The sequence below is a fragment of the Bacillus sp. TCT6 genome (assembly GCF_056033845.1).
Genome location: NZ_JBVYHX010000001.1, coordinates 4,208,704 through 4,234,703 on the forward strand (window position 1 = coordinate 4,208,704; position 26,000 = coordinate 4,234,703).

General features: G+C 36.2%; 26 protein-coding genes and 2 other annotated features. Of the genes, 6 read left to right on the forward strand and 20 right to left on the reverse strand.

Annotation, left to right across the window (positions count from 1 at the left end):
- Positions 1–81: 81 nt before the first annotated feature.
- The 4 genes from sspI (at position 82) to AC0ONG_RS21480 (ending at position 2,440) form a co-directional block, all read left to right on the forward strand.
- Positions 82–291 carry a small acid-soluble spore protein SspI gene (gene sspI, locus AC0ONG_RS21465; protein WP_000009509.1) on the forward strand — a complete coding sequence of 70 codons (210 nt, stop codon included), beginning with the start codon at positions 82–84 and terminating at the stop codon, positions 289–291.
- A gap of 176 nt (positions 292–467) precedes the next feature.
- On the forward strand, positions 468–1,025 hold the full coding sequence (locus tag AC0ONG_RS21470) for an HD domain-containing protein (RefSeq protein WP_000554806.1): 558 nt from the start codon (positions 468–470) through the stop codon (positions 1,023–1,025).
- Positions 1,026–1,164: 139 nt separating this feature from the next.
- Positions 1,165–1,881, forward strand: a complete 717-nt coding sequence (locus AC0ONG_RS21475) for a CPBP family intramembrane glutamic endopeptidase (RefSeq protein WP_001190242.1) — start codon at positions 1,165–1,167, stop codon at positions 1,879–1,881.
- 187 nt (positions 1,882–2,068) lie between these two features.
- A complete protein-coding gene (locus AC0ONG_RS21480) occupies positions 2,069–2,440 on the forward strand; it encodes a hypothetical protein (protein ID WP_000490825.1) in 372 nt (123 codons plus the stop codon).
- A 37-nt stretch (positions 2,441–2,477) separates the two neighbouring features.
- Here the strand turns inward: AC0ONG_RS21480 and AC0ONG_RS21485 are convergent, their stop codons facing one another.
- Both AC0ONG_RS21485 and AC0ONG_RS21490 read right to left on the reverse strand, forming a co-directional pair.
- On the reverse strand, positions 2,478–4,277 hold the full coding sequence (locus AC0ONG_RS21485; protein ID WP_000094778.1) for a DHA2 family efflux MFS transporter permease subunit: 1,800 nt from the start codon (positions 4,275–4,277) through the stop codon (positions 2,478–2,480).
- A gap of 12 nt (positions 4,278–4,289) precedes the next feature.
- Positions 4,290–4,943: an HlyD family secretion protein gene (locus AC0ONG_RS21490; RefSeq protein ID WP_001071417.1), complete on the reverse strand. Its 654-nt coding sequence runs from the start codon at positions 4,941–4,943 to the stop codon at positions 4,290–4,292.
- 296 nt (positions 4,944–5,239) lie between these two features.
- Between AC0ONG_RS21490 and AC0ONG_RS21495 the strand changes: the two genes are divergently transcribed.
- On the forward strand, positions 5,240–5,857 hold the full coding sequence (locus AC0ONG_RS21495) for a TetR/AcrR family transcriptional regulator (protein ID WP_151618126.1): 618 nt from the start codon (positions 5,240–5,242) through the stop codon (positions 5,855–5,857).
- 40 nt (positions 5,858–5,897) lie between these two features.
- On the opposite strand, the gene AC0ONG_RS21500 is transcribed toward AC0ONG_RS21495, so the two are convergent.
- The 7 genes from AC0ONG_RS21500 to ytxC form a co-directional block, all read right to left on the reverse strand.
- A complete protein-coding gene (locus tag AC0ONG_RS21500; protein WP_000163554.1) occupies positions 5,898–6,983 on the reverse strand; it encodes a M42 family metallopeptidase in 1,086 nt (361 codons plus the stop codon).
- 70 nt (positions 6,984–7,053) lie between these two features.
- On the reverse strand, positions 7,054–7,545 hold the full coding sequence (locus AC0ONG_RS21505) for a dUTP diphosphatase (RefSeq protein WP_000365052.1): 492 nt from the start codon (positions 7,543–7,545) through the stop codon (positions 7,054–7,056).
- Positions 7,546–7,977: 432 nt separating this feature from the next.
- The gene (gene rplT / locus AC0ONG_RS21510) at positions 7,978–8,334 is read right to left on the reverse strand and encodes a 50S ribosomal protein L20 (protein WP_001138362.1); all 357 of its coding nucleotides are present in this window, start codon (positions 8,332–8,334) and stop codon (positions 7,978–7,980) included.
- 37 nt (positions 8,335–8,371) lie between these two features.
- Positions 8,372–8,572 (reverse strand): 50S ribosomal protein L35, encoded by a 201-nt coding sequence (gene rpmI / locus AC0ONG_RS21515; RefSeq protein WP_001125945.1) that lies wholly within the window; start codon positions 8,570–8,572, stop codon positions 8,372–8,374.
- A 21-nt stretch (positions 8,573–8,593) separates the two neighbouring features.
- Positions 8,594–9,097: a translation initiation factor IF-3 gene (gene infC / locus AC0ONG_RS21520; protein ID WP_000973215.1), complete on the reverse strand. Its 504-nt coding sequence runs from the start codon at positions 9,095–9,097 to the stop codon at positions 8,594–8,596.
- A 62-nt stretch (positions 9,098–9,159) separates the two neighbouring features.
- Positions 9,160–9,280 (reverse strand) — a sequence feature (ribosomal protein L20 leader region).
- A 210-nt stretch (positions 9,281–9,490) separates the two neighbouring features.
- Positions 9,491–11,428 carry a threonine--tRNA ligase gene (thrS, locus tag AC0ONG_RS21525; RefSeq protein WP_000786077.1) on the reverse strand — a complete coding sequence of 646 codons (1,938 nt, stop codon included), beginning with the start codon at positions 11,426–11,428 and terminating at the stop codon, positions 9,491–9,493.
- A 47-nt stretch (positions 11,429–11,475) separates the two neighbouring features.
- Positions 11,476–11,704: a binding site (T-box leader), on the reverse strand.
- Between the two features lie 31 nt (positions 11,705–11,735).
- Positions 11,736–12,617: a putative sporulation protein YtxC gene (gene ytxC / locus AC0ONG_RS21530; protein WP_000569624.1), complete on the reverse strand. Its 882-nt coding sequence runs from the start codon at positions 12,615–12,617 to the stop codon at positions 11,736–11,738.
- Between the two features lie 235 nt (positions 12,618–12,852).
- Here ytxC and AC0ONG_RS21535 point away from each other — a divergent pair, with 235 nt between their 5' ends.
- On the forward strand, positions 12,853–13,050 hold the full coding sequence (locus tag AC0ONG_RS21535; RefSeq protein ID WP_000464454.1) for a DUF4177 domain-containing protein: 198 nt from the start codon (positions 12,853–12,855) through the stop codon (positions 13,048–13,050).
- A gap of 31 nt (positions 13,051–13,081) precedes the next feature.
- On the opposite strand, the gene dnaI is transcribed toward AC0ONG_RS21535, so the two are convergent.
- From dnaI to phoP, 11 genes are all read right to left on the reverse strand, one after another.
- A complete protein-coding gene (gene dnaI, locus AC0ONG_RS21540) occupies positions 13,082–14,020 on the reverse strand; it encodes a primosomal protein DnaI (protein WP_000400117.1) in 939 nt (312 codons plus the stop codon).
- A 33-nt stretch (positions 14,021–14,053) separates the two neighbouring features.
- Entirely contained in the window at positions 14,054–15,463 is a 1,410-nt protein-coding gene (locus tag AC0ONG_RS21545) for a replication initiation and membrane attachment family protein (protein WP_000415033.1), read from the reverse strand.
- A 152-nt stretch (positions 15,464–15,615) separates the two neighbouring features.
- Positions 15,616–16,077: a transcriptional regulator NrdR gene (gene nrdR / locus AC0ONG_RS21550; RefSeq protein ID WP_001203687.1), complete on the reverse strand. Its 462-nt coding sequence runs from the start codon at positions 16,075–16,077 to the stop codon at positions 15,616–15,618.
- 283 nt (positions 16,078–16,360) lie between these two features.
- Complete coding sequence (gene speD / locus AC0ONG_RS21555; protein ID WP_002003660.1) at positions 16,361–16,744, reverse strand: adenosylmethionine decarboxylase; 384 nt, start codon at positions 16,742–16,744, stop codon at positions 16,361–16,363.
- Between the two features lie 387 nt (positions 16,745–17,131).
- Positions 17,132–18,160 carry a glyceraldehyde-3-phosphate dehydrogenase gene (locus AC0ONG_RS21560; protein ID WP_000198979.1) on the reverse strand — a complete coding sequence of 343 codons (1,029 nt, stop codon included), beginning with the start codon at positions 18,158–18,160 and terminating at the stop codon, positions 17,132–17,134.
- A gap of 109 nt (positions 18,161–18,269) precedes the next feature.
- Positions 18,270–18,872 carry a dephospho-CoA kinase gene (coaE, locus tag AC0ONG_RS21565; RefSeq protein WP_000219323.1) on the reverse strand — a complete coding sequence of 201 codons (603 nt, stop codon included), beginning with the start codon at positions 18,870–18,872 and terminating at the stop codon, positions 18,270–18,272.
- Between the two features lie 51 nt (positions 18,873–18,923).
- On the reverse strand, positions 18,924–19,556 hold the full coding sequence (gene ytaF / locus AC0ONG_RS21570; RefSeq protein ID WP_000281729.1) for a sporulation membrane protein YtaF: 633 nt from the start codon (positions 19,554–19,556) through the stop codon (positions 18,924–18,926).
- Positions 19,557–19,628: 72 nt separating this feature from the next.
- A complete protein-coding gene (mutM, locus tag AC0ONG_RS21575) occupies positions 19,629–20,459 on the reverse strand; it encodes a DNA-formamidopyrimidine glycosylase (RefSeq protein WP_001114475.1) in 831 nt (276 codons plus the stop codon).
- A 12-nt stretch (positions 20,460–20,471) separates the two neighbouring features.
- Complete coding sequence (gene polA, locus AC0ONG_RS21580) at positions 20,472–23,105, reverse strand: DNA polymerase I (protein WP_474204002.1); 2,634 nt, start codon at positions 23,103–23,105, stop codon at positions 20,472–20,474.
- A gap of 285 nt (positions 23,106–23,390) precedes the next feature.
- Positions 23,391–25,154: a sensory box histidine kinase PhoR gene (phoR, locus tag AC0ONG_RS21585; RefSeq protein ID WP_001032097.1), complete on the reverse strand. Its 1,764-nt coding sequence runs from the start codon at positions 25,152–25,154 to the stop codon at positions 23,391–23,393.
- Positions 25,147–25,866: a two-component system response regulator PhoP gene (gene phoP, locus AC0ONG_RS21590; RefSeq protein WP_001065220.1), complete on the reverse strand. Its 720-nt coding sequence runs from the start codon at positions 25,864–25,866 to the stop codon at positions 25,147–25,149. The genes phoR and phoP overlap by 8 nt, the downstream gene beginning before the upstream one ends.
- Positions 25,867–26,000 lie beyond the last annotated feature (134 nt).

Here is a 26,000-nt window from a genome sequence, read left to right on the forward strand (position 1 = left end):
ATAGCCTATTTTTCATACATATTTACATAAAAAAGAACAAAAACTAACGTCAGTTTCAATTCTGAAGAAGAGGTGAAAACAATGAGTTTTAATTTACGCGGTGCCGTATTAGCGAATGTATCTGGTAATTCACAAGATCAATTACAAGAAACAATTGTCGATGCAATTCAAAGCGGTGAAGAAAAAATGCTTCCAGGTCTTGGCGTCTTATTTGAAGTCATTTGGAAAAACGCTGATGAAAATGAAAAGCACGAAATGTTAGAAACACTAGAGCAAGGATTAAAAAAATAAGCAATTTGAAAATCACCTTCGCATAAGCTAAGGTGATTTTTTTACGAAAAAAATTTTTCTTCTCCTAAACATTTCTACTTTACTAACGAACTATGATGGAGTACAATGTTCAAAATACATTTAAACCGATCGATTTTTCTTCGTATACATCATTAGATAAAAGGAGTGAATGTTTTATGCACCGTATTACGCTTGAACAAGTTTTTAAACATCACATTACACAAAAATACGTAAACCGTTCCGGAATGGTCCACGCGATCGCTGTCGCTTACCATGCGTTTCACTTAGCTAAAAAGCACCACGCCTCAGTCGATGCTGCGACAAAAGCCGGTTTCCTTCATGATATCGGACATCATACGTGGTACACAGGCGGCGAATGGGACTATGACTTATATAAAAAGAATGATATCCATGCAATTAAAGGTGCAGAAAGAGCACATAAATTGCTTATTAGATTGGGAGAACATCCAAAACTAGCAAAAGAAATTTCTATCGCGATTCTTCTGCATACAGATTCTTTCTTAGTGGAACAAGAAATTGAAAGAACATCTCTTCAAAGCATTATTAAATGGGCAGACGAAGCAGATGAAGAACCAGGCGGAGCTCATCATTATAGAACGATTTCTTATGAAAAAGCACTTAAAGCTATTCAGCAATTAGATCGATTGGTAGAGCGTGAATTGCAAATAGAGCAAGCAAAATTGAATAACAAGGCAAAACATAGTTATCAATGAGAAAGAGGCATCACTACAGGGTGATACCTCTTTTATTATTTTACGAAAAATACACCTTTGTATGTAATATTTAAATGTTACATTCAGAAACAAATTAATCTATAATTTAATATACAAATATAAAGAGGTGATTTCACAGATGCAATCCGCTACACAACTTTCTGATGAACAGAAACACTCTATGTCATGGGGACAATTTATTAGCTCCGTTTTATTCGCTTTTTTCGGAACTGGACTCATTACCTTGTTCCTAGCAATAATGCCCTTAACAATTTATACGGCTAGTCTTACAAATAAAAAGCAAATTGCCCTGTATGAATCTATTGCAAACACCGCAAGTATAGGGTTACAACTAGCCATGTTGTTATTCTTTATTTTTAAATTCAAACCTGCGAAAAGATTATTACTGAACTCTTTTAACTTTAAAGCACTGAAAGAATGGCGCACATACGTATATTTACTTCTTTTCTTCGCTATAAACATCATAATCAACTACTTCTTATTAAATTATGTGTTCCAAGACGCAACAAAGCAACAATCTTCCGCACTAAACTTAGACGTTTTTAAGCAATATCAAATACTATTACTTCTCGGATTTGCAATACTCACACCAATTTTTGAAGAACTTATTTTCCGTGGTTTTATACTTCATTTCTTCTCTGAGCGCTTTCCATTTTGGATTGCAGCAGTCTTAACAAGTTTCTTCTTTGGTATCGCTCATACATACTCACTTGGAGTAATGGTAATTACTTTCTTCATGGGATTATTAATGGCTATTTTATGTAAGAAAACAAAATCCATTCTTCCAGCTATGTTATTTCATATTATAAATAATACGTTGGCATTCTTCAGTTAAAAAGAGGTATCATCACGATACCTCTTTTTACTCTTTTATCACAACTTCAAACTCTTCTTCAATTAGCACTTTTGGATAATCCGTATCATTACTACCCATTTCTATCAATTTATACATATTTATTAATAATATCCAAAATGAACCTGATGTAGTAAAATATAACTCATTACATAAAAGGAGATTATATATGTTTAGCTTCCTTTGGATTGTTTATATGCCACTTCTTGTCTTATGCGGATTTTTCGGTGGTATTTTTTTAATTATTACTAGTATTAAACATCGGAAATTATTTGTTGGTTTAATGGGGGTACTTAGCTTTTCCTTTGTAACGCTACCTTTTGTTTTTTGGAGCATGGGGGTGAATAGCGAGACAATCCTCCCTATTTCAACTACTTTATACTGGATATTGTTTTCTTTAACTGGATTATTAGCAGGGGTAAGGGGATTACAAATGAAAATTAAAAGTATACGCAACATGGGATTCATTATTTTTATTGCGGGACTATTAGGAGTTATTTTCTGGGAACTCATGTCTGCAGGTGATTCATTCTATATCTAATTGCATCTTTTTATAAGAAAACAAAAAAGCAGGAAATTTAATTCCCTGCTTTTCTATTTGGTTTATTGCCTGATTGTAAGAAGAACGATAACACCCAAGCAATACCTGCTAGTATCGTTGCAATTAAGAAGGCATCGTTAATACCGTTAATTGCAGATAGCTTTGAAATTTGTCCATATAATAGTTGTGTGCTCATCGCATCTCCTGCTTGAGCTGATCCGGCAATCGCTGCTAAACTTTGCCCCATACCGTGTACTTTATCAACTAAAATTGGGTTTGATGTTGTTAACATGTTGCCGTAATCTGCTACGTGAGCAGTTGTTTGTTGCGTCATAAGTGTGATTAAAATCGCTGTTCCGATTGAACCAGCTACTTGTCTTGACGTATTTTGCGTTGCTGTACCGTGAGAAATTAATTTCATCGGCAGTGCGTTCATACCAGCTGTCATAATTGGCATCATAATGAATGACATACCAATTGAACGTATAATATAATCCGTCATAATAACGCTATACGGTGTATCCATCGATAATTTTGTAAATTCATATGTCGCATACGTCGTAATTGCCAATCCAATTATCGCTAATGGACGAATGCCATATTTATCGAATAATTTACCCGCTACTGGTCCCATGATCCCCATAATTAATGATCCTGGAAGAAGTAGTAAACCAGATTCAATTGGCGTAAAGCCACGAATGTTTTGCAGATATACTGGAAGCAATAACATACCCCCGAATAATGCCATCGTAACGATTGCGTTAATTACTAAAGTAAAAGTAAATACTGGATATTTAAATACTTGTAAATCAAGCATTTTATTGTCCGTTGTTAACTCTCTCCAAATAAATAACGCTAAACCAATTACACCGATAACAAGTGAAATAATGACTTCTGCACTAGTCCAACTATTATTTCCAGCTTCACTAAATCCGTACAATAAGCTTCCTAGTCCAATACTTGAACTAACAACACCGAATATATCTAATTTCGTTTTAGACACTGGCTGAGCTAGTGTAAAGAATTTTAAAGATAGGAACGTAATAATTAAACCGATAATAAACATCGCATAGAACATTAAGTTCCAGCTATAGTTTTCAATCACCCAACCTGTTACAGTTGGTCCGATAGCTGGTGCTAAAATCATTGCAACACCTAGTAATCCCATCGCCGCTCCGCGCTTATGAGGCGGGAACAATGTCATAAAGATATTCATACCAACCGGCATTAAAATACCCGCACCAACTGCTTGAATTACGCGGCCTGTCATCATCATTGTAAAGTTTCCTGAAGTAGCGCAAATGATAGATCCTACTGTGAAGAATAACATTGCCGCTACAAATAATTTACGATACGTAAATCGTGAAACTAAAAAGGCACTAATCGGCACTAAAATACCATTTACAAGCATAAACCCTGTAATTAACCATTGCGCCGTTGAAGTTGATACGTTAAATTCATTCATTAACGGAGGCAATGCAACGTTAATGATTGTTTGGTTCAAAATAGAAACGAACATGCCGAGAATTAATACTGTTACAACTGCTTTTACATTTACATCCTCTATAGGCATAGACGTTTGTTTTTTCGGCATTTCTTTTTCTTGTTTTACTTCTTCTTGCTTGCCTGTTTCTAATTCAACTACATTAGAAATTTCGGCTTCTTGCTTTTGTTCACTTTCTTTCTCTACTGCTTCTAGCTTACTTACTTCTATTTTACTTACGGCTGGGACTTGTTCTTCTCCCACGTTCGTTTTTTTCTTTCGTAAAAGACGATTTACAAGGAAGAAGACGATTATACAAAATAGTGCATATCCTACAATTGCAATTGAGGACATCTCATCTCCCCCTTACTTATGAATACGAACTGACACATTCATTCCAGGAACAATATTTACTGATTTGCTATGATCTAATGAAATTTTAACTGGCACTACTTGTGTTACTTTCGTATAGTTCGCTGTTGAATTACTTGATGGTAACATCGAGAATGTATTTGCTGTTGTTAAACCAACTTGTTCTACTTTCCCAGTTAACGTTGTATCTGGGTATGCATCTACATACACGTCTACGTCTTGACCTTTCTGAACATCATCAACATCTGTTTCTTCAATGTTTGCTGTTACCCATAAATTGTTCATATCAAATGCGTAAGCAATCGGGCTACCTGCTCCAACGAAAGCATTTGTTGTTGCGTTTGATTGTACAACCGTTGCATTTTGTGGAATTGTTACATCTACTGTTTGTTCTCCATTAGCTGCTGCTACAGTAACAGCTCCTAATTTATCGTTCTCATTGTAATTTTTTCCAACTTCAGCTTTCCAGTCAGTTAGTTTCCCTGCTACTGGTGAAGCAACCGGAATTACCTTTCCATCGATCTTTGCATTGTCTGTTTTTAAGTAATTTTCCGTTTGGTTGTAATAGTAATAACCGCCAATACCGCCGCCAACTAGTACAATTAATGTGATAATGTTGATAATTACCATTCTTCGAAACTGATTCATTGCATTCCTCTCCTTATATCGCATATAATTTTTTTCTAAACTATTTATGTCCTTATTGTTTAGATTGTTTAATTGTTAATTATATTAACCTTTTAACGAAAAAATCACACCATCTGCAGCGTAAATCGAAACTTATCTACCTGCGAGCGGTGCTGATTTCTGAAGGACTATCGTTTATAATTATAAATAATTATTTTGAATCTACAACCGACAATTTACGTATGAAATGTTGCTTAAACAACAATATAATACCAATATGTTGTTTAAGTATAGAAAATTAAACGAGGAGAAGTAAAATGTCTATTAAAAATACAAATGATCCACGTGTAAAGCGAACGAGACAACTCATTCAGGATGCTTTTGTCGCTTTAGTAGGCGAAAAAGGCTTTGAAAATGTAACTGTGCAACATATCGCAGAACGTGCTCCTGTAAATCGCGCTACATTTTATAGCCATTACCATGATAAATATGACCTATTAGACAAAAGTATTGAAGAAATGTTAGAGAAGCTAACAGAAGTAATTAAACCGAAAAATAGAAATAAAGAAGATTTTCAACTTACATTCGATTCACCTCATCCTACATTTTTGGCTTTATTCGAACATATCGCAGAAAATGTAAACTTTTATAACGTTATGCTTGGGGATAAAGCTGCCGGAAACTACTCTTATAAAATGATGAAAACGATACAAGTGCATTTAACATTAAGCTTGTCTATTTCCCAACCAGATGACGAAGATCTTATGGTTCCTCGTGATATTTTGATTAGTTATGTGACAGGGGCTCACATCGGAATGATTATGTCATGGTTAAAAAGAGGAATGATATATACCCCGCATTTTATGGCGATGCAATTAACTCGTTTAATTATTTTAGGCGCTCATACTGCAGCAGGATTAGAACGACCTTTTTAAAACATAAAAAAGCGAAGGAAAATCTCCTTCGCTTTTTCTATTAATTAAATGTAATGTTATGTACAGCATCCTTATCAAGACGTTTAATAACTTCTACAATTAACTTTACTGCATTTTCATAATCATCACGGTGTAACATTGCTGCATGAGAATGAATATAGCGCGTTGCAATTGTAATTGCCATAGAAGGAATACCGTTTACAGCAATATGAATCGCACCCGCATCAGTTCCCCCGCCCGCTACTGAATCATATTGGTATGGGATTTGTAATTCGTCAGCAACATCAACTACGAAATCACGTAAACCTGTATGTCCAATAACAGAAGCATCATACAAAATGATTTGTGGTCCATCGCCCATTTTACTTTGCGCTTCTTTTGACGTTACACCCGGTGTATCTCCAGCGATACCAACATCTACTGCGAACGCGATATCTGGTTTAATATAATTCGCAGATGTTTTTGCACCACGAAGACCAACTTCTTCTTGTACAGTTCCAACGCCGTATACAACGTTTGGATGCTTTTCATCTTTTAATTGTTTTAATACGTCAATTGCAATCGCACAACCGATTCGGTTATCCCATGCTTTTGCAAGTAACATTTTTTCATTCTTCATCACTTGGAATTCAAAGTAAGGTACAACTTGATCTCCTGGTCGTACGCCCCACTCCATTGCTTCTTCTTGGCTAGAAGCACCGATATCGATGAACATGTCTTTAATTTCAACTGGCTTTTTACGTGCTTCTGGAGGTAAGATGTGCGGTGGTTTTGAACCAATTACACCTGTTACATCTCCTTTACGCGTTACAATCGTCACGCGCTGTGCAAGCATAACTTGTGACCACCAGCCACCCACCGTTTGGAAGCGTAGGAAACCTTTGTCATCAATTTGCGTAATCATAAAGCCAACTTCATCTAAATGACCTGCAACCATAATTTTCGGGCCGTTTTCTTCCCCTACTTTTTTCGCAACTAAACTTCCTAAATTATCAGTAGAAAGCTCGTCTGCAAATGGCTCGATATATTTCTTCATTACTTCGCGTGGTTCACGCTCGTTACCGGCAATACCACGTGCATCTGTTAATTCTTTTAGCATTGTCAATGTCGCGTCTAATTTTGTCATTGCCAACACCCTCCTTTTTCTTCAGTCAATTCATTATACAATAATTAAATTGAAATATTCAAAAATTAAATTAGTATCCTTGTGTTTGACGCTGATGATTTACTTCATTTTTATCTAAATACGCTTTTTCAATCTCTTCTTGCTCAAATTCAAGCGCTTGTCCAAGTCGAAGATAGCTCGTAAATAATTCAATATAGTTTGTAATAGATGGTTGATCTGTAAAACGAATTACTTTCGCGTATGTGTCTAAGAAAATTTCCACTTGTGTTTTATTCGTTTGTGCACATTTATAGAATAGGAAGTTTTTATCAATCCCTAAATCAATTCCGATTGATAAAATAAAATGCAAACCATCTACGTATTCTTCTAATATTACTCCACGTTCCGAAGCTGGTTTGTTGCTCCAATATTTAAAACAACGTGTTTCATTTGCAAGTTCTCCAATTTCTACAAGAAGAGCTAACATTTTTTCTTTTAACAATTTTTTCGGTTGTAAGTCATGTTCTTTTGCAATACGGTCATCTAATTCTTTTTGTAATTTAAATAGTTGTAGTAAGTCCATTCTATTGTCCTCCTCCAACATCGCATTTTACGCAACAATGTTGTTTCATCTCAAAGTTCATTATTATGTTTCAGTTCTTATGAATAAGTCAGCTATCTACCTCTTTATAAAATAGCTTGTCCTTAATTTACAAATACGTTTCAGTCATCGCTCTTAAATTGTTCATCTGATGAAAGTTCCATATCATCTTTCCATTATAGCAGTGTCGTTTCGGCTAGGAAAGATACTCTTCTTTCCAAAAGAGCAGAATTAAAAAAAGCCAGGAGGATTCTCCTGACTTCACATATATATTCTTCTATACCGCTATAGTTTTTATATTAATTTTGTCATATCGATAACAGCACATCCGTTAATCTTTAGAACTTCAAACTTCTCTCTGAATACAAACAAAAAACCTTAGAAGAAAATTCTTCTAAGGTTTCAACTAATTAATTAGTTAATGTTGTTTTTTGCAACTGTTGCTAATTCAGCGAAAGCTTTTTCGTCATGAACAGCTAAGTCAGCAAGCATCTTGCGGTTAACTTCGATGCCAGCATTTTTAAGACCGTGCATTAAGCGGCTGTAAGAAAGACCATTCATACGAGCTGCTGCGTTGATACGTGTAATCCATAATTTACGGAAGTCACGTTTCTTTTGACGGCGGTCACGGAATGCATACATTAGAGATTTCATAACCTGTTGGTTAGCAACCTTGAATAATGTATTTTTTGAACCGTAGTAACCTTTTGCTAATTTTATAACTTTTTTACGACGTTGACGAGTAACTGTACCACCTTTTACTCTTGGCATAATATTACCTCCTAATTGTTCTATATATCAGCCGAACTTATTTTAAGTTGTCAAGCATTTGACGAATGCGTTTGAAGTCACCAGCGCTTACTACACCAGCTTTACGTAGTTTACGTTTAGCTTTTGTAGATTTGTTAGCGAATAAATGGCTTGTGTAAGCGTGAGAACGTTTCAGTTTACCTGATCCAGTCTTTTTGAAACGCTTTGCAGCGCCGCGATGAGTTTTTTGTTTAGGCATAGGTATTTCCTCCTCTATCTATTACTTATCGTTTTTCGGTGCTAAAACTAAGAACATACTGCGTCCTTCCATTTTAGGCTTAGATTCAACTGTACTAACTTCAGCACAAGCTTCTGAGAAGCGATCTAAAACACGTTGACCGATTTCTTTATGAGTAATGGCACGTCCTTTAAAGCGAATTGACGCTTTAACCTTGTCGCCTTTCTCTAAAAACTTGATAGCATTACGAAGTTTTGTGTTAAAGTCGTGTTCATCAATTGTTGGACTTAAACGAACTTCTTTCATGCTAATTACTTTTTGATTTTTGCGCTGCTCTTTTTCTTTCTTCTGTTGCTCAAAGCGGAATTTACCGTAGTCCATAATGCGGCATACTGGCGGTTTCGCATTTGGAGCAACTAATACTAAATCAAGATTAAGATTTGCAGCTAAGTCTAAAGCGTCATTACGAGACTTGATTCCAAGTTGATCGCCATTTGCGCCAACTAAACGTACTTCACGTGCACGAATTTGCTCGTTAATCATCATATCCTTGCTAATAGTAAGCCACCTCCAAGGTTTTCTCAGAACATATTTTGTAGTCATAGAACCCGACAAAAAAAGTGCGGGCATACGACACCCACACTTGTAAAATCTTAAGTAAGAAATACATTTACCTGCTAACTGCGAATGCGTCCATCAGGTGAGAAGCGGGTGCTTCTACTTGTTCCACAAAACAATATTCTATTATCCTTGATGAGTTTATCATAGGACATGACGTCTGTCAAGAAGACGCGATGTGTTTTACTAACAACAAGAAATATTGTAACAAACAACTAACATACTTGCAATACTTTTTTACGATAAGTGTTACATGGGTATTTTTTCTAATTCCCCTCAAGTATATTACATAAAAAAGCCGCGGTATACCGCGGCTTTTTCTTATCGTTTTCCTTCTACTTTAATCATGTCAACAAAAGCATCTAATGCGATTGTTTCTGATTTTTGTTCACCATATTTACGTACGTTTACGCCGTTTTCAGTTACTTCATTGTCACCTACTACAAGCATGTACGGAATTTTTTGCATTTGTGCTTCACGGATTTTGTAACCAATCTTCTCTTCACGAGTGTCTAATTCAACACGGATACCAGCACGACGCAATTCGTCTTGTACTTTCTTCGCATAGTCTAAATGTACTTGCGGAGAAACTGGAATTACTTGTACTTGAACTGGAGCTAACCAAGTTGGGAATGCACCTTTGTATTCTTCAATTAAGAAGGCTACGAAGCGTTCCATAGTTGATACAACACCACGGTGAATTACAACTGGACGATGTTGCTTACCGTCTTCACCAACATAAGTTAATTCAAAGCGTTCTGGAAGTAAGAAGTCTAATTGTACAGTTGAAAGTGTTTCGTCTTTTCCAAGAGCAGTACGAACTTGAACATCCAGTTTTGGACCGTAGAATGCCGCTTCACCTTCAGCTTCATAGTAATCAAGACCCATTTCATCCATAGCTTCTTTTAACATACCTTGTGCTTTTTCCCACATCTCATCATCCGCATAATACTTTTTAGTATCTGCTGGGTCGCGATAAGATAGACGGAATGAGTAGTTCTCTAAACCGAAATCTTTGTACACTTCTAGAGTTAAGTTTACAACACGTTTTAACTCTTCTTTAATTTGATCTGGACGAACGAAAATGTGCGCATCGTTTAAAGTCATTCCGCGTACACGTTGTAATCCAGATAACGCACCTGACATTTCATAACGATGCATTGTTCCAAGTTCCGCAATACGGATTGGTAATTCACGGTAGCTGTGAATATCATTTTTATAAACCATCATATGGTGAGGACAGTTCATTGGACGAAGAACTAATTCTTCATTATCCATTTCCATTGATGGGAACATGCCATCACGGTAGTGGTTCCAGTGACCAGAAGTTTCATATAACTCTCTGCTTCCTAATACTGGAGTGTATACGTGATCATAACCTAAGCTTGCTTCTTTATCAACGATGTAACGCTCGATAATACGACGAATTGTTGCACCTTTTGGTAACCAAAGTGGTAAACCTTGTCCTACTTTTTGGCTATTAGTAAATAGTTTTAATTCTTTACCTAATTTACGGTGATCGCGCTCTTTCGCTTCTTCAAGCATACGTAAGTGCTCATCTAGTTCTGCTTTCTTAACGAATGCAGTACCGTAAATACGTTGTAACATTTTATTATTGCTATCGCCGCGCCAGTAAGCACCTGCAACGCTTAATAATTTAAACACTTTAATTTTCCCTGTAGATGGAAGGTGAACACCACGGCAAAGGTCGAAGAATTCGCCTTGCTCATAGATTGAAATAACTGCATCTTCTGGAAGGTCGTTAATTAAATCTAATTTTAACTCATCGCCAATTTCTTCAAAGCGACGAAGTGCTTCTGCACGTGGTACTTCATGACGAACGATTTCTAAGTTCTCGTTCACGATTTTTTGCATTTCTTTTTCGATTTTCTTGAAGTCTTCAACTGTAATTGCTTCTTCCATATCGATATCGTAATAGAAGCCATTTTCAATTACTGGGCCAATGCCAAGCTCAAGCTTAACATCTTTATATAAACGTTTTAACGCTTGGGCTAAAAGGTGGGCTGTTGAATGGCGTAAAATATATAAGCCATCTTCAGAATCTAATGTAATAATAGAAACTGCACCATCTTCTTCGATTGGTGTAACAAGATCGATCATCTCATCGTTTAATTTTCCAGCTACAGCTTTTTTCTTTAAGCCTGGGCTAATAGAAGCTGCGATTTCTTCAGTTGTTACGCCTTTTGGAAACTCCTTCACAGCTCCATCAGGGAAAGTAATTTTAACTACATCTGCCATCACTGGTCACTCCTCTTTTTCTCAAAATAAAAAACACTCATCCCATAAAAAGGGACGAGTGTTGAATTCGTGGTTCCACCCTTGTTCCAATTAACATGATCGTTAATTGCTCAAGTTCAACATAACGGTGTTGTCCGTTAGCAATTACTAAAAGAATCGTTCACTGCTAAAGTTTAGAGGTGGTAAGTAATAATCCCGTACTAGGAAGCTCACACCCTAAGGCTTCCCTCTCTGAAAATCGTAGAAAACTACTCATGTCCTCATCATGACATTTCGATATATTTCATTTATGTAGGTAATTATATGCTCAAAAACTTAGAAAATCAAGGGCGTTACCTTTATTTTTTAAATTTTTCACATTGCGCTCAAAATCATGTAATCCATGTAATTGGACCCGTTCTTGAAACACATTTCGCAAAGTAATAATCATATTATGGTCTTGTTCCTTCGTATATAAATAAATCTTTTTTGGCGAAATAGAAAGAAGCGGCGCAATTACTTTTGTATCAATATATACATCATTTTGCTTTAATAATTCTTCATCTATATATTGGACCAACTTCTCCTGTTTTAAACGTCTACCTTTATCATCATAAAAGATAAAGCTTTCATCAAAAATAAGATGCACACAGGACAAGCGTGATTTACGGCTACTCACTTGTTGCCGAAGCGTTTCAATGAACATTTGGTATTCTTGCTCCATCTTATACTCATCAATTGCCACTTCCGCAAGTTTAGCCACCATTTCCCTATATGTACGAAGACGAAAACGGATATATGATGAAAACGAGAATGAGAGCGGATCACAAAGCCAATTATTTAAAGAAGACTTAATATATGACTCAAATGCGTTACGAGTTAAATCCTGAGCTACACCTTTTCTTCTTCCCTTTAAAATCTCATGTGCCATGTGCAATATTTGATGACACTCTTCTTGTTCTTCATAAAAAAACTTTTCTTTTAAGATCGTATAAATCCACTCATTTTGTTTCACATTCACAATGAAATACACCATTACTGGCAATAAGATCTTTTCAATATAATTCGATTCATGTACTGGTATGTGAATCACCACTTTTTGCTCCTGTAAATACACACTCGTTTCCTTATATAACACTTCCGCTCTTTTCAGCAATTGTCTATATACGTGCATAGCATCATTTTTTTCTTCGAAGCAAATTTCAATCACTTTTGTCCCCCCTTTTATCCCTGCTCTAAAGGACTGTATCTATACGTTACAAATCCTATAAGAGTCCTTTCCGCGTGAAGTTCACTCTTAGTAGAATTACATTTCCTATCGTTAGAAAATCCACTCAATCTGGCTTGCTAATTTTATATATATTAAGGGAGGGAGAAAAAAATGATACAAGCTACTATGAATTTTTTATTGTATACTTTATTTATCACTAAAAGGGGGTATGTGAATGTTCGAATATAAATTCGTAAAAGTCGAATTCCATTGGGGGCTCACTCGCTCAAAACTAGCTGAAGACTACCAAGAAATTATTCAAGAACATGCTAGAGATGACTGGAGGTTCGTACAGATTGTCGCCCCTACGATTGGCAGTTCTGGACAACCTGAATATTTCGACCTCATATTTGAAAAGAAAATATCACTATAATACAAAAGAGCAAGCTTCTCAGCTTGCTCTTTTACTTATGACGACGATTTTTCCCACCAATCGGAATTGGTTTCGCTAAATATTTAATTCGTTCCATAATACGTGCTGCCTTCATTTCTTCAGCCTCACCACGCTGTGTATACGTTAAATGGTGTTCCAGTTGTTTAAAATCAAAATTAGACGTAAAGAACGTCGGTAAGTTTTCTAACATACGGAATTGCAAGATTGCACCAAGCACATCGTCACGCACAAAGCTTGACATTGCTTCTGCCCCGATATCATCTAACATTAAAACTTGTACGCGTTTAACCGCATCAATCTTTTCACCAATCGAATTATCTTGAATCGAACTTTTGATTTCACGTAAAAATTCTGGGAAGTATACGAGCATCGAACTTATTTTCTTTCGAGCAAGCTCGTTCGCAATTGCTCCTAAAAGGTACGTTTTTCCTACACCAAATTTACCGTACAAATATAAACCTTGTGCTTTTTTACCTGGTTCATATGTACTTAAAAATTCATTCGCTGCACCAATTGCATCGATACGTGCATTTAAATCAGAAGGGTCTAAGTTTTCCATAGTTGCCTGTAAAATATCCGTTGGCATATATACACTTTGAACGAGTTTTTCATATTTCTTTCTCTCGTCATGTGCTACTTTTCTAACGCAGCGATCATATTGAATATCAATCATTTTCCCTTGAATAACAAGCTTTGGCTCGTACCCTTGCAGCATATTTTTACATGAACCTAAATCCGGACAATCCACGCAACCTACACTTTGTCCAATATATTCATATAGCTTCACAAGACTGCGCTCAATCATAGAAGTCGTTACTTCACCTTTATGTTCGTCTATAAATTCTTTCACACGCGGATGCGCCATTACTTCTGCCTTTAATACTTCATATCTATTTTTAAATTTTTCATTTCCCATTAATTTTGCAAATGAATTTTGAATATGCTCCATTTTCTCACCTCAAAGAGCGTTCATTCTCTTCTATTAATCACGCTTATATTTTTTTAACACTTCTTCTAATCGTTTTCGTTCATCTTCTAACGTACTTGCATCTTTTTCTACACTTACATCTTTCTTCGCCGTTTCTTTCTCTTGTTCCTTCGGCTCTTCTTCCTTAAGCCAATCTGGTACCATTTCTTTCCGTACCGTTTTCTTCGCCGTACGGCCTTTTTTCTTCGTCTCAGCCCACTCTTGATATTGACGGTTCTCTTCTTTCGCTAACGCCATCGCGTCCGCTACTGTACCAACCTTTTTACGTGCCCAATGCCCAGCAATCTTCTCGACATACGTTTTCGCAAGTTTCATATCTGAGCGTAGCATAACGTAATAAATAAGTACATTCACAACTCCTGGTGTCAATTTTTGATTAATCATGACATCTTCAACGATTTGCAAGTCCGCTTTCGTTGCCTCTGCACCACCAGAAATCTCTTTCAATAATTGTTTTGGCGAGATTTCCTCTAGCTGCTTTATTAGCATCTCCTCTTGCGATGAAGGCTCTTTCTCTTTCATCGTACGTGCAGCATGAGGCTGTACTCTTTCACTTAATACCGGTAATGCTTGACCATTTTCAAATTGATACCAATCGCGAGCTCCTTTTCTAAGCCTTTCCATATCAATTGTTTGCATCTCTGTCACCGCACCAAGAACGATATTTTGCATCGATAACACATCTACACCATACACGTAAGCAAGTGTTATAACGCAGTCTCTTACTTGACCTGTAATCGACTTTTTAGGAACAAGAGCGGACAATCCATCTACAAATAAAGAGAAATCAAAGAAATCATTCCAAACTTTCGGAGCGTCTCCCTTCTCGTTACTTGGCATAGTTGTCGTTTTTGGGATACGAAGATCTTCTTGCGCATGCTCAAGCTGTCCTGGATTAAACGAACCAAACACATCATTGAAAGAGCGCGTAACATTTTCATAAGAAGCAAAATCAAATTCTTCTTCTAAGAAATATTGCTTTACTTGATTATATTTTGTCCGACTCAATCGATTGTATAAAAAGATACTTAAAACAATATCATCAAAAAACTGCTTTGGAGATAAAGGTGGTTGCAACTCATATATGAACATTCGAATATCTTTTTCTTTCTTAATATATACCTTCAAAAGCCCAATTGCCTCTAACTTTACTCGTTCCTCATATATTTCAGGAAGTTGCATTTGCATAGTCACCATAAGGGAATGATGTGTATTCTCTTTTCCAAATACACGATCTTGCTCTAGCTCCCCCCATAGTGTCATGTATAAGCTAAAAGCTCTACTACCTATTAACGGCTGATACAACATCGTTAATACTTTTCGGTCGTAATTATGCAGTAGCCCTTTCGCACTTACTTTATAACGATCAATCGGCAATAGCTCCATCCATGACTGTTTTTCCATTATTGCTTTTCCTTTCTCTCATCCAATCTATCCTCTACTTCATTCGTTCTATCTTCATTATATAAATTCTTAGTGAAAAAGAGCTATTAGCTTACGCTTCTAGCTCTCTTATCCTATTACTTACGGTATGTAAAGAGAATAAAATACAACTTCTACTCTCTTTCTTTTTGCAGTATATCTTTTAATTCTTCAATAAATACATTTAAATCTTTAAATTGACGATATACAGAAGCAAAGCGTACGTAAGCAACATCATCAATATCGCGAAGTTCTTCCATAACAATTTCACCAATCATATCACTTTTCACTTCTGATATACCTAAATTACGCAGTTCACGTTCCACGCTTTGTGTTACTTCTTCTAATTGTCTTAAAGATACTGGTCTTTTTTCACACGCTTTAATTAAACCACGTAAAATCTTTTCTTTATTAAACTCTTCTCGTGTGCCTTCTTTTTTTACAACGATAAGAGGTGACTCTTCTACCCTTTCAAAGGTCGTAAAGCGACTTAAGCAACTTTCACACTCTCTCCTTCTTCGAATAGAGCGCCCCTCGTCTACCGGACGCGAATCTAACACTCTTGTACCATTATGAGAACAGGATGGACAACGCAATTCATTCACTCCTTTACACTATACTCTTTATTTTTCTCTACTCACTTCACCTAAAATATATATACAATATTATATAACTCATTCTAACTCTCTTACCACTTTAAGTTTCAGCGCATCACTTTATCATCTCATCCTTAAAAATAAGATGGTATATAGGGCACTACCTCATTTGCAAGAGTACAATTTATTCAACTAACCAGTACGTTATATTACCTCTTTTTTATAAACTAAAAAAGAGGTGCATTATACACCTCTTTACATTTTAAATCAATTATGTTCTTTTTTAAAGAGCTTTTGTTTCTCTCTGCTTAATTTCGAAGCTACCAGTGCCTCGAGGAAGCTCGATGCTCTCACGCGTTTTCGCGTTTAAACCTTCTGCAATATATTCTGCAGCAACATTTGGATCAATACGATCCCCACAAGTATAAACATCAATACTCGCGTAACCGTGCTCCGGAAAGCTATGAATTGTTAAATGTGATTCCGAGATAATTACTACTCCACTTACACCTTGTGGTGCAAATTTATGGAAAGCAACCTCACGCACTTCAGCACCAGCTCTTAGTGCTGCATCCACAAATAATTGTTCAATATACGGCATGTCATTAAGCTTGTCGAAATCGCAATCCCAAAGTTCAGCGATCACGTGACGACCCATCGTATCCATAGTATCCATTCTACAGTTCCCCCTTGTAAATTTATTCTAACTGTTCGAATTGAAAACTAATTTGCAATTTGGCTTGCTCCACTACCACGGGGGAAAGTTAGTCCAGAGAGGTCCTAACCCTTTAAGTAGTGACTACGTACCTCAGCTCTTAAGTTTACGAGTGTTAGTATACTTTGTTTATTTTCATTTTGCAACAACAGTTTTTTCGATTTTCTGTCATATTTTCCTCTTTACTTTTCCCTAAAAAAAATAAACGATTCACAAATGCAGTAATCACAACGTTTCGTGGTATGTCCACTTTTTAAAATATACTCATATAATTTTTTTCCTTTTCAGAAAAAAATAAAAAAAGAGGGCAAATATTGCCTTGCCCTCCCCCTTATTCACTTAAATGTGTTGCACATTTTCTTGTTTCGCTAACTCTTCAACAACTAACGTTACAAGATCTACAACACGACGAGAGTAGCCCCACTCGTTATCATACCAAGCAAGTACTTTCACTTTACGATCACCCATTACCATTGTAGATAAACCATCAATGATAGCTGAGTGTGTATTTGTATTAAAGTCGATAGATACTAAAGGCTCTTCGCTGAATTCTACAATACCTTTTAACGCACCGTTTGCAACCGTTTTGAAAGCTTCATTAATAGCTTCAACTGTCACATCACGTTTTACGTCTACTACTAAGTCAACAAGAGACACGTTTGGCGTTGGTACACGAAGTGCCATACCATGAAGTTTTCCGTTCAAGTGCGGAAGAACTTTTGCTAGCGCTTTCGCGGCACCTGTCGTTGTCGGAATGATTGATTGTCCGCAAGCACGCGCTCTTCTTAAATCTTTATGTGGGTTATCAATATTTTTTTGGTCATTTGTATAAGCGTGAACAGTCGTCATTAAACCGTTTTCAATTCCGAACTGCTCATCTAACACCTTTACAACAGGCGCTAAACAGTTTGTTGTACAAGATGCATTTGAAATAACAGTATGTTTTGTAATATCTAATTGGTCTTCATTCACACCAACTACAATTGTTACATCTTCATTTTTACCAGGCGCTGTTAAAATAACCTTTTTCGCTCCAGCTTCAACGTGAAGAATTGCTTTTTCTTTTGAATTAAATTTACCAGTTGCTTCAATTACAACTTCAACACCTAAATCTGTCCAAGGCAATTCCTTTGGATCGCGGTTGTTTAAAAGGCGAATCATTTTTCCATCAACTAATAAGTGATCTTCAAATGCTTCTACTGTTCCGTCAAACTTACCATGAACTGTATCATATTTAATTAAGTGTGCTAACGTTTCAGATGGATAGCTTGCATTGATTGCTACAATTTCGAATGCGCTTTCTTTTATTGCTTGACGAAATACCATTCTCCCAATACGTCCAAATCCATTAATTGCCACACGAGTCATAATATGTTATCCCCCTTGAATGCGTTATACTATTTATCTCCAATCCCAATAATAGTATAACACAAAAAGGGGATATGTCACTAAGCATTTTCATTAATTTCACAATTTTTTAGTCAATAATGTTCCATTTCTTTAAAATCACCTGCAATTGTGTTTTCGTTCCCATAATTGTGCCATCATTATTTATCACTTCATCTGCATTTTTCACTTTTTCCGCTAACGGCATTTGAGATTGAATACGCGCCGTTGCTTCTTCTTCGGAAAAACCATTTCGTTTCATCAAACGTTCTAATTGTGTATCAGGAGTAACTGCTACAACTAAAACACGGTCAACGAGACTTGTTAATTTACTTTCAAATAAAAGAGGGATATCTAACACAATCGCTTGCATACTTTCTTTTATGTACATTTCCTTTTGTCTATTCATTTCCTCACGTACTGCAGGATGAACAATTTTGTTTAACTGCAATCGTTTTTCTTCATTATAGAAAACGACACTCCCTAATTTCGGCCGATCCAGTTCTCCGTCTTTTTGCAACACTTCCGTTCCAAATACTTCTACTATTTTGTTATATGCTGGTTTTCCTCGCTCTACAACTTCTCGCGCAATAATATCTGCATCAATAACTGGTATGCTCAATTCACGAAACATTTGAGACACTGTACTTTTTCCACTTGCAATGCCTCCTGTTAATCCAATTACTACTGTCATCATAATCCTCCTCATAATAAAAGGCGCGAAACTAATGTTCCACGCCCATACTTACATTTTCCAAATTCCAATAATAATGAGTAATACTCCAGGCAGGAATGTAAATTTTTGTAACCACTTCATATTCGATAAAACCGTCCCAAGTTTCATTCCAATAAACAAAAACAAAGAACTCATAACTGCAACTAATATCGCCATCATAGCGGGTGCATACCCTAATAAAGATGCACCAATTCCGGCACCAAATGAATCTACAGAAAGAGCGATACCAAGAAGTAATGCTTCTCCTGCAGAAATGGTGCCTGATTTATCAAAATCTGCTACAGTCGGTTTCCGTAAAATTTGAATTACTAGCCCTAGCGAGGCAATCTCTAATTTCCAGACCTTCTCCTCTTGCTTCGGTTCTTCTTTTTTCTCACTTCGAAAAAATTGATATAACACCCAAATCCCTATTCCAATAAGAACAAGCCCACCGATACGCGTTGCGATAACAGGTGAAAATATTTTCGCGATCATATGTCCAATTCCCATTGAAACAAGCATAACAGCCGCTGAACAGATTCCGATAATTATAATTGATTTTAGTGGAATTCTTACGCTTCTTAACCCATATGTTAGCCCTACACTACAGCTATCTAAGCTTAATGTAAAAGCTAATAAAATAAGAGATAAATAAAGGTACATCGGTAAGCTCCTCCCTTATACATAGCTCTGCTGTATGTATATGACAAATGCCTATCCGATGTTATCTCTTTTCTATATTCTAGGCTGACAAATTGGGCAGTAATGCGTTCCTCGCCCGCCAACTACTGTTTTTTCTAATATCGTACCACAAGTTACACACGGCTCTCCTTTTTTTCCATATACATTTAGGAGTTCTTGGAATGAACCAATTTGCCCTTGTGAGTTGATATACGTCCGAATTGTACTTCCGCCACGTTTTACCGCTTCACCTAACGTTGTAACGGTAGCCTCATAAATCCGCTCAATTTCTTCTACTGTTAAAGAAGAAGCTTCCCGTTCCGGATGAATTTGAGAACGGAATAAAACTTCATCAACATATATATTTCCAAGCCCTACTAAAAGACGCTGGTCCAATAGCACAACTTTTATTTTACGATTTGTCTTTTGCAATCTTTCTTGTAAATACTGCGGTGTCAATTCAGCATCAAACGGCTCCGGACCTAAGTCAGCAAGAGGCATTTGATTCATCTCTTCACCTTTCTTAAAGAGATGCATCGTACCAAACTTTCTCACATCTTTATAATGTAATTCAGTTCCATCTGTAAATAAGAAACGGACGTGCGTATGTTTATCAATCGGCTCATCCTCTTGATGTAGTAAAAACTTACCTTCCATACGCAAATGTGAAACAATAACATAATTTGTTACATATAGAAGCAAAAACTTTCCTCTTCGCTTTATATTTTCAATCTTCTCGCCTTTTAGCATTTCTTTAAAGATTTCTGCATCATCCGGTCGTTTCACTATTTTTGGATAAGTAACAATAACATCTTCAATCGTTTTTCCTGTTACAAGATTTTCAAGTGTCCGTCTGACGTTTTCAACCTCTGGTAATTCAGGCATTTCATCACTTCCTTATTTTGCGTCGTACCAAGTTGGACCGTAAGAATAATCAACTTTCAGCGGAACTGCGAGTTCAATTGCATGCTCCATTACTTCAGGTACAAGCTGCTCTAATTTTTCAATTTCTTCTTTTGGTGCTTCAAATATTAATTCATCGTGTACTTGTAGAAGAAGACGCGCTTGTAAGCCTTCTTCTTCTAAACGATCTGCCATAATAATCATCGCTTTTTTAATAATATCTGCTGCAGTACCTTGAATTGGTGTATTCATCGCTGTACGCTCAGCAAAGCTACGTAAATTGAAATTACGACTCGTAATTTCTGGAATATAACGGCGACGATTTAATAATGTGGCCACATATCCTTTTTGTTTCGCATCTTTTACGATGTCCTCCATGTATTCTTGTACACCAGGGAAACTTTCTAAATACTTTTCAATAAATTCCGCTGCTGCTTTTCTTGTAATCCCTAAGTTTTGCGAAAGACCATAATCACTAATACCATACACAATTCCGAAGTTAACAGCTTTCGCTTGTCGTCTCATATTTGAAGTTACTTCATCTTTTTCAACGCCAAATACATCCATAGCTGTTTTCGTATGAATATCCATGTCATGTTGGAATGCTTCAACTAGCCCTTTATCATTTGCAATATGAGCTAATACACGCAGCTCGATTTGTGAATAATCAGCCGCATACATAATCCAACCTTCTTCTGATGGAACAAATGCCTGACGAATCTTTCTTCCTTCTTCTAATCGAATCGGGATATTTTGCAAGTTCGGATCCGTCGAACTTAATCGACCTGTTTGTGTTAACACTTGATTAAAACGAGTATGAATTTTAGATGAATCTTCATGTACAACTTTCAGTAAACCTTCAATGTAAGTTGAATTTAGTTTCCCTAATTGACGATAATGTAAAATGTTTGGAATAATTTCATGGTGATCCATAAGCTTATCTAGTACATCAGCTGACGTAGAATAACCTGTTTTCGTCTTTTTAATAACCGGTAAGTTTAAATTCTCAAACAGAATAACACCAAGCTGCTTCGGTGAATTAATATTAAATTCTGTTCCCGCAAGCTTATAAATTTCCTGTTCCATTTCCTTTAATCTGCCTGCAAGTTCTTCTCCCATATTACGAAGACGCTCTGTATCAACTTTTACACCTTTTACTTCCATATCAGCTAATACACGCGCAAGTGGTAATTCTAACTCTGTAAACAGTTCATATTGCTCATTCTTCTCTAACTCTTCAACGAATGTTTGCTTTACATCATATAATACATGCACTTTACGAGCTACATGCTCCGCTACTACTTTTAACTCTGGAACAGCACGCTTCGCGCCTTTTCCATAAACTTCTTCGTCAGATTTCACAGCATGCGTTTCTTTCATTTTCGCTACAGTACGGAAATCTTTATCTGTATCAGCCGGATCAAGTAAATAAGCAGCGATTAATAGATCAAAGTCAACCCCTTGTATATCTATACCGTTCCATTTCAGTGCAACGATTGCACGCTTCGCATCAAATGTATGCTTTCTCATCTCTCCATCTGCAAGCCAGTCTTTAAATGCATCTGACTTAAGAGCAATGTCCTTTTGAATAAAGTAGCAACCATTTTCATTTTGAATACCAAAACCTTGAATATCTGCTTTATGATAGTTATCTTCTTGTACTTCAACAATAAGCGCACTATCTTGCTGAAGCATTTCTTCGGTAACTTCTTCCACAATATCAAATGTAATATCATCTAATTCAGCTGGAGCCGTTTCTTCTGGCGTAACACCTAATTTATTTAAAAGAGATGTAAATCCTAAACTCTCGAACATTGGAACGACATCACTTGCTTCATATCCTTTATATTCCATATCATCCACATGCACTGTAATCGGCGCATCTGTAATGATAGTTGCAAGATCTTTACTCATAAGAGCTTGGTCTTTATTTGCTTCCAGTTTTTCTTTTAATTTCTTCCCGCTTACTTGATCTAGATTGTCATACACTTCTTCAACCGTTCCAAACTGTGTTAACAATTTAATCGCAGTTTTTTCACCAACTCCTGGTACACCCGGAATATTATCTGATTGGTCTCCCATTAAACCTTTCATATCGATAATTTGCTTTGGTGATAAGCTATATTTCTCAAATAAAGCTTCTTTCGTATATTCATCTACTTCCGTAATCCCTTTTCGCGGAATACATACAAGCGTGTTATCAGAAACAAGTTGAAGTAAATCTTTATCTCCTGAAATAACTTTTACACTTGCTCCTTGTTCGCTTGCTTCTTTTGCTAGCGTTCCCATAATATCATCCGCTTCATAATTTTCCAATTCATAACGCGGTACGTTGAATGCATCAAGCATCTCACGAATAAACGGGAATTGTTCTGATAATTCAGGTGGGGTCTTTTGACGTCCGCCTTTATACTCACTATATGTTTTATGACGGAATATCGTTTTACCCGCATCAAATGCTACTAACATATGCGTCGGTTTTTCTTCCTCTAATATTCTCATTAACATCATTGTAAAACCGTAAATTGCGTTCGTATGTATACCTTTGTCGTTATTTAAAAGCGGTAGTGCAAAGAAAGCACGATACGCGATATTATTACCATCTACTAATACGACCTTTTTTTCCAAATCAGAAACCTCCCCATGCAAATTTGAAATGATTTTTTTCACAGAAAAAAACCGTTCCTTTCCTCTCTCTATATTAACATGACTAATAGAGAGAAGAAAAATAACGGTTCTTTTCTTTCATATATAAAACAGACTTATATTGGCATAAAGGGAAGTGACGAGAACAGTTTAACTATTCTCGTCCAAAATTACTCCTTGGATGAAGGGGTTTTCATGTATTATATTAACAGAGCTTTATTAATATTTAATTAAGACATTGTTAATATATTGTAAACATCCTTCATCCTATTTTTCAGTTGCTGATTTCGGTAAAACAACTGTAAACGTTGTCCCTTCTCCAACTTCACTATCTACTGTAATCGTACCTTGATGCGCCTCTACTAAATGCTTTACAATTGATAATCCAAGGCCTGTACCACCAGTATTTCTACTTCTCGCTTTATCCACTCGGTAAAAGCGTTCAAAAATACGCGGAATTTCCTCTTTACTAATACCAATTCCAGTATCCGATACTTTTATATAAGCATTATATTTATCTTCCGCTAACTCTACTGAAACAACGCCTCCAGCCGGTGTATATACGATCGCGTTATTAATTAAATTAATAAAGATTTGTTTCAGACGACTTGGATCTCCAATAACAGAGGCACGTTTTAATACATTCACTTGTAAAGAGATTTCTTTTTCTCCTGCTTTATTATCAAGCACCATATGAATATCTTCAAGCAGCCCCTTCATATCAACGGTTCCCATATTTAATTTAAATCCTTGTTGTTCGATCTTTGACAAATCTAATAAATCTTCAATTAACCCTTGCATGCGCTCACTTTCTTTTAAAATAATGTGCAAGAAATGTTCGCAGAATTTTTTATTATCCATCGCTCCGTCTAAGAGTGTTTCTGAAAAACCTTTAATAGAAGTAATCGGTGTCTTTAATTCATGAGAAACATTCGCTAAAAAGTCTTTTCTCATTTGTTCTAATTTCTTTAACTCTGTTATGTCATGGAATACGAGAACAATCCCTTTCCATTCATGGTTTGTCCCGATAATCGGTGCTCCATATACTTCAAAGTGCTTCCGCTCAATTCCAAGTGGCAATAACATTTGTTTACGCACTTTCACTTCTGTCATAAAGATTTCTTCTACAAGCTCAATAATTTCTGTATGATGAAACGATTCATAATATAAGCGATCTAAATATTCTTCATCTGTTACGTGAAAAGTTTCCTTATAAGAGCGGTTTACAAGGTTTATATATCCGCGGCTATCAATTAAAATCATTCCGCTTCCCATATTTTCAATTAACGTATGCAGACGATCTTGCTGCATTTCTTGTTCCAGTGTCATCTCTTGTAAGTTACGAGCTAAAATATTAATTGCTTTACTCAGCATTCCTGTTTCGTCCGAATGACTTTCGTATGCACGTGCTTTATAATTACCCTTCGCCAATTCAATTGCAACTTTCGTAACTGATTCAATCGGCCTAATATATTGCCCTGTAATTTTCATACCTAAAAATACAACTACGAGACAAGCAATGACAAATCCGATAATTAATAATCCCCACGTTTTTTGATGTACGTCTCTTAAAGGATCGATTGTACTTTTCACCAAAATGTATCCTTGTTTTCCTTCTACATCTTGAACGAACACCGTATGATAAAATTGATTCTTTCGATCTGTCTCTTTCGTAATCACTTTACTTCGTTGTTTTGCCACTTCCGAAGAAAGTTCTTGAATCGTCTCTGGACTAAATGCCAATTCTTGTCCTTTTCTATATTGAACTTTCTTTTTTTCATTCACAAATACGATAGAAGCTGGTATTTTTTCTTCTAACTTTTCAAATACGTATGGATTTTTTAGGACCTTATCAAAACCTTGCTCTTCTGCTAACGCCGCAACATACTCCGTCTCTTTTACCATTCTCTCTTTAGCATGATCTATATAGTAGTTTTCAAACACAGTTTCTAGCAATAAGCCTAGTCCAACTAAAATAAATACAATAAGAGAAACAAATGTAAAAAGAAGCCTGGAACGAAATTTATTCATTCCCTTTTGGCTCCTCTAATTTATATCCTAAACCACGTATCGTTTTAATGTACGTCGGTTTTTTCGTATTTTGTTCAATTTTATCGCGCAAATGGCTAATATGAACATCAACAATTCGTGTATCACCAGCAAAATCGTAATTCCATACAGCACTTAATAATTGATCACGCGTCAACACGCGACTTTTATTTTTCGCGAGATACACAAGTAGTTCAAATTCTTTTGGTGTTAATTCAAGCTTTCTTCCTTGGAAATAAGCCTCATAAAACTCCGGTAAAATTTTAAGTTCTGCAATTGTAATGCTATCTTCATCTGGCGCTTCTGCAACTTGTTCTTCTTGTTGTAATTTCGTGCGGCGCAAAATTGCCTTCACACGAGCAACAACTTCTCTTGGACTAAATGGCTTCGTCATATAATCATCTGCCCCAAGTTCAAGACCTAGCACCTTATCAAACTCATCATCTTTTGCCGTTAACATTAAAATCGGCGTCATAACGCGCTGCAATCGTAATTCTTTACACACTTCCATACCATCCATTTTCGGAAGCATTAAATCTAATATAATTAAATCTGGGCGTTCTGTTGTCGCTTTTTGAAGCGCCATTTCTCCATCCATCGCTGTTATAACTTCAAACCCAGCTTGTTGTAAATTAAATTCAATTAAAGTTAAGATAAATTCCTCATCATCAACTACTAAAATACGATTGTTCATTCTTTTCCTCCAAGTTATAGACTTGAAACCTTCTTCATCCTAGTATTTCCCCCGTTATTCTCATCATACTAGAAAACAAGGTCCCTCTCAATATAATTGTCTATTCATGGAGATCGTTTGTGTAGAATTGAGAA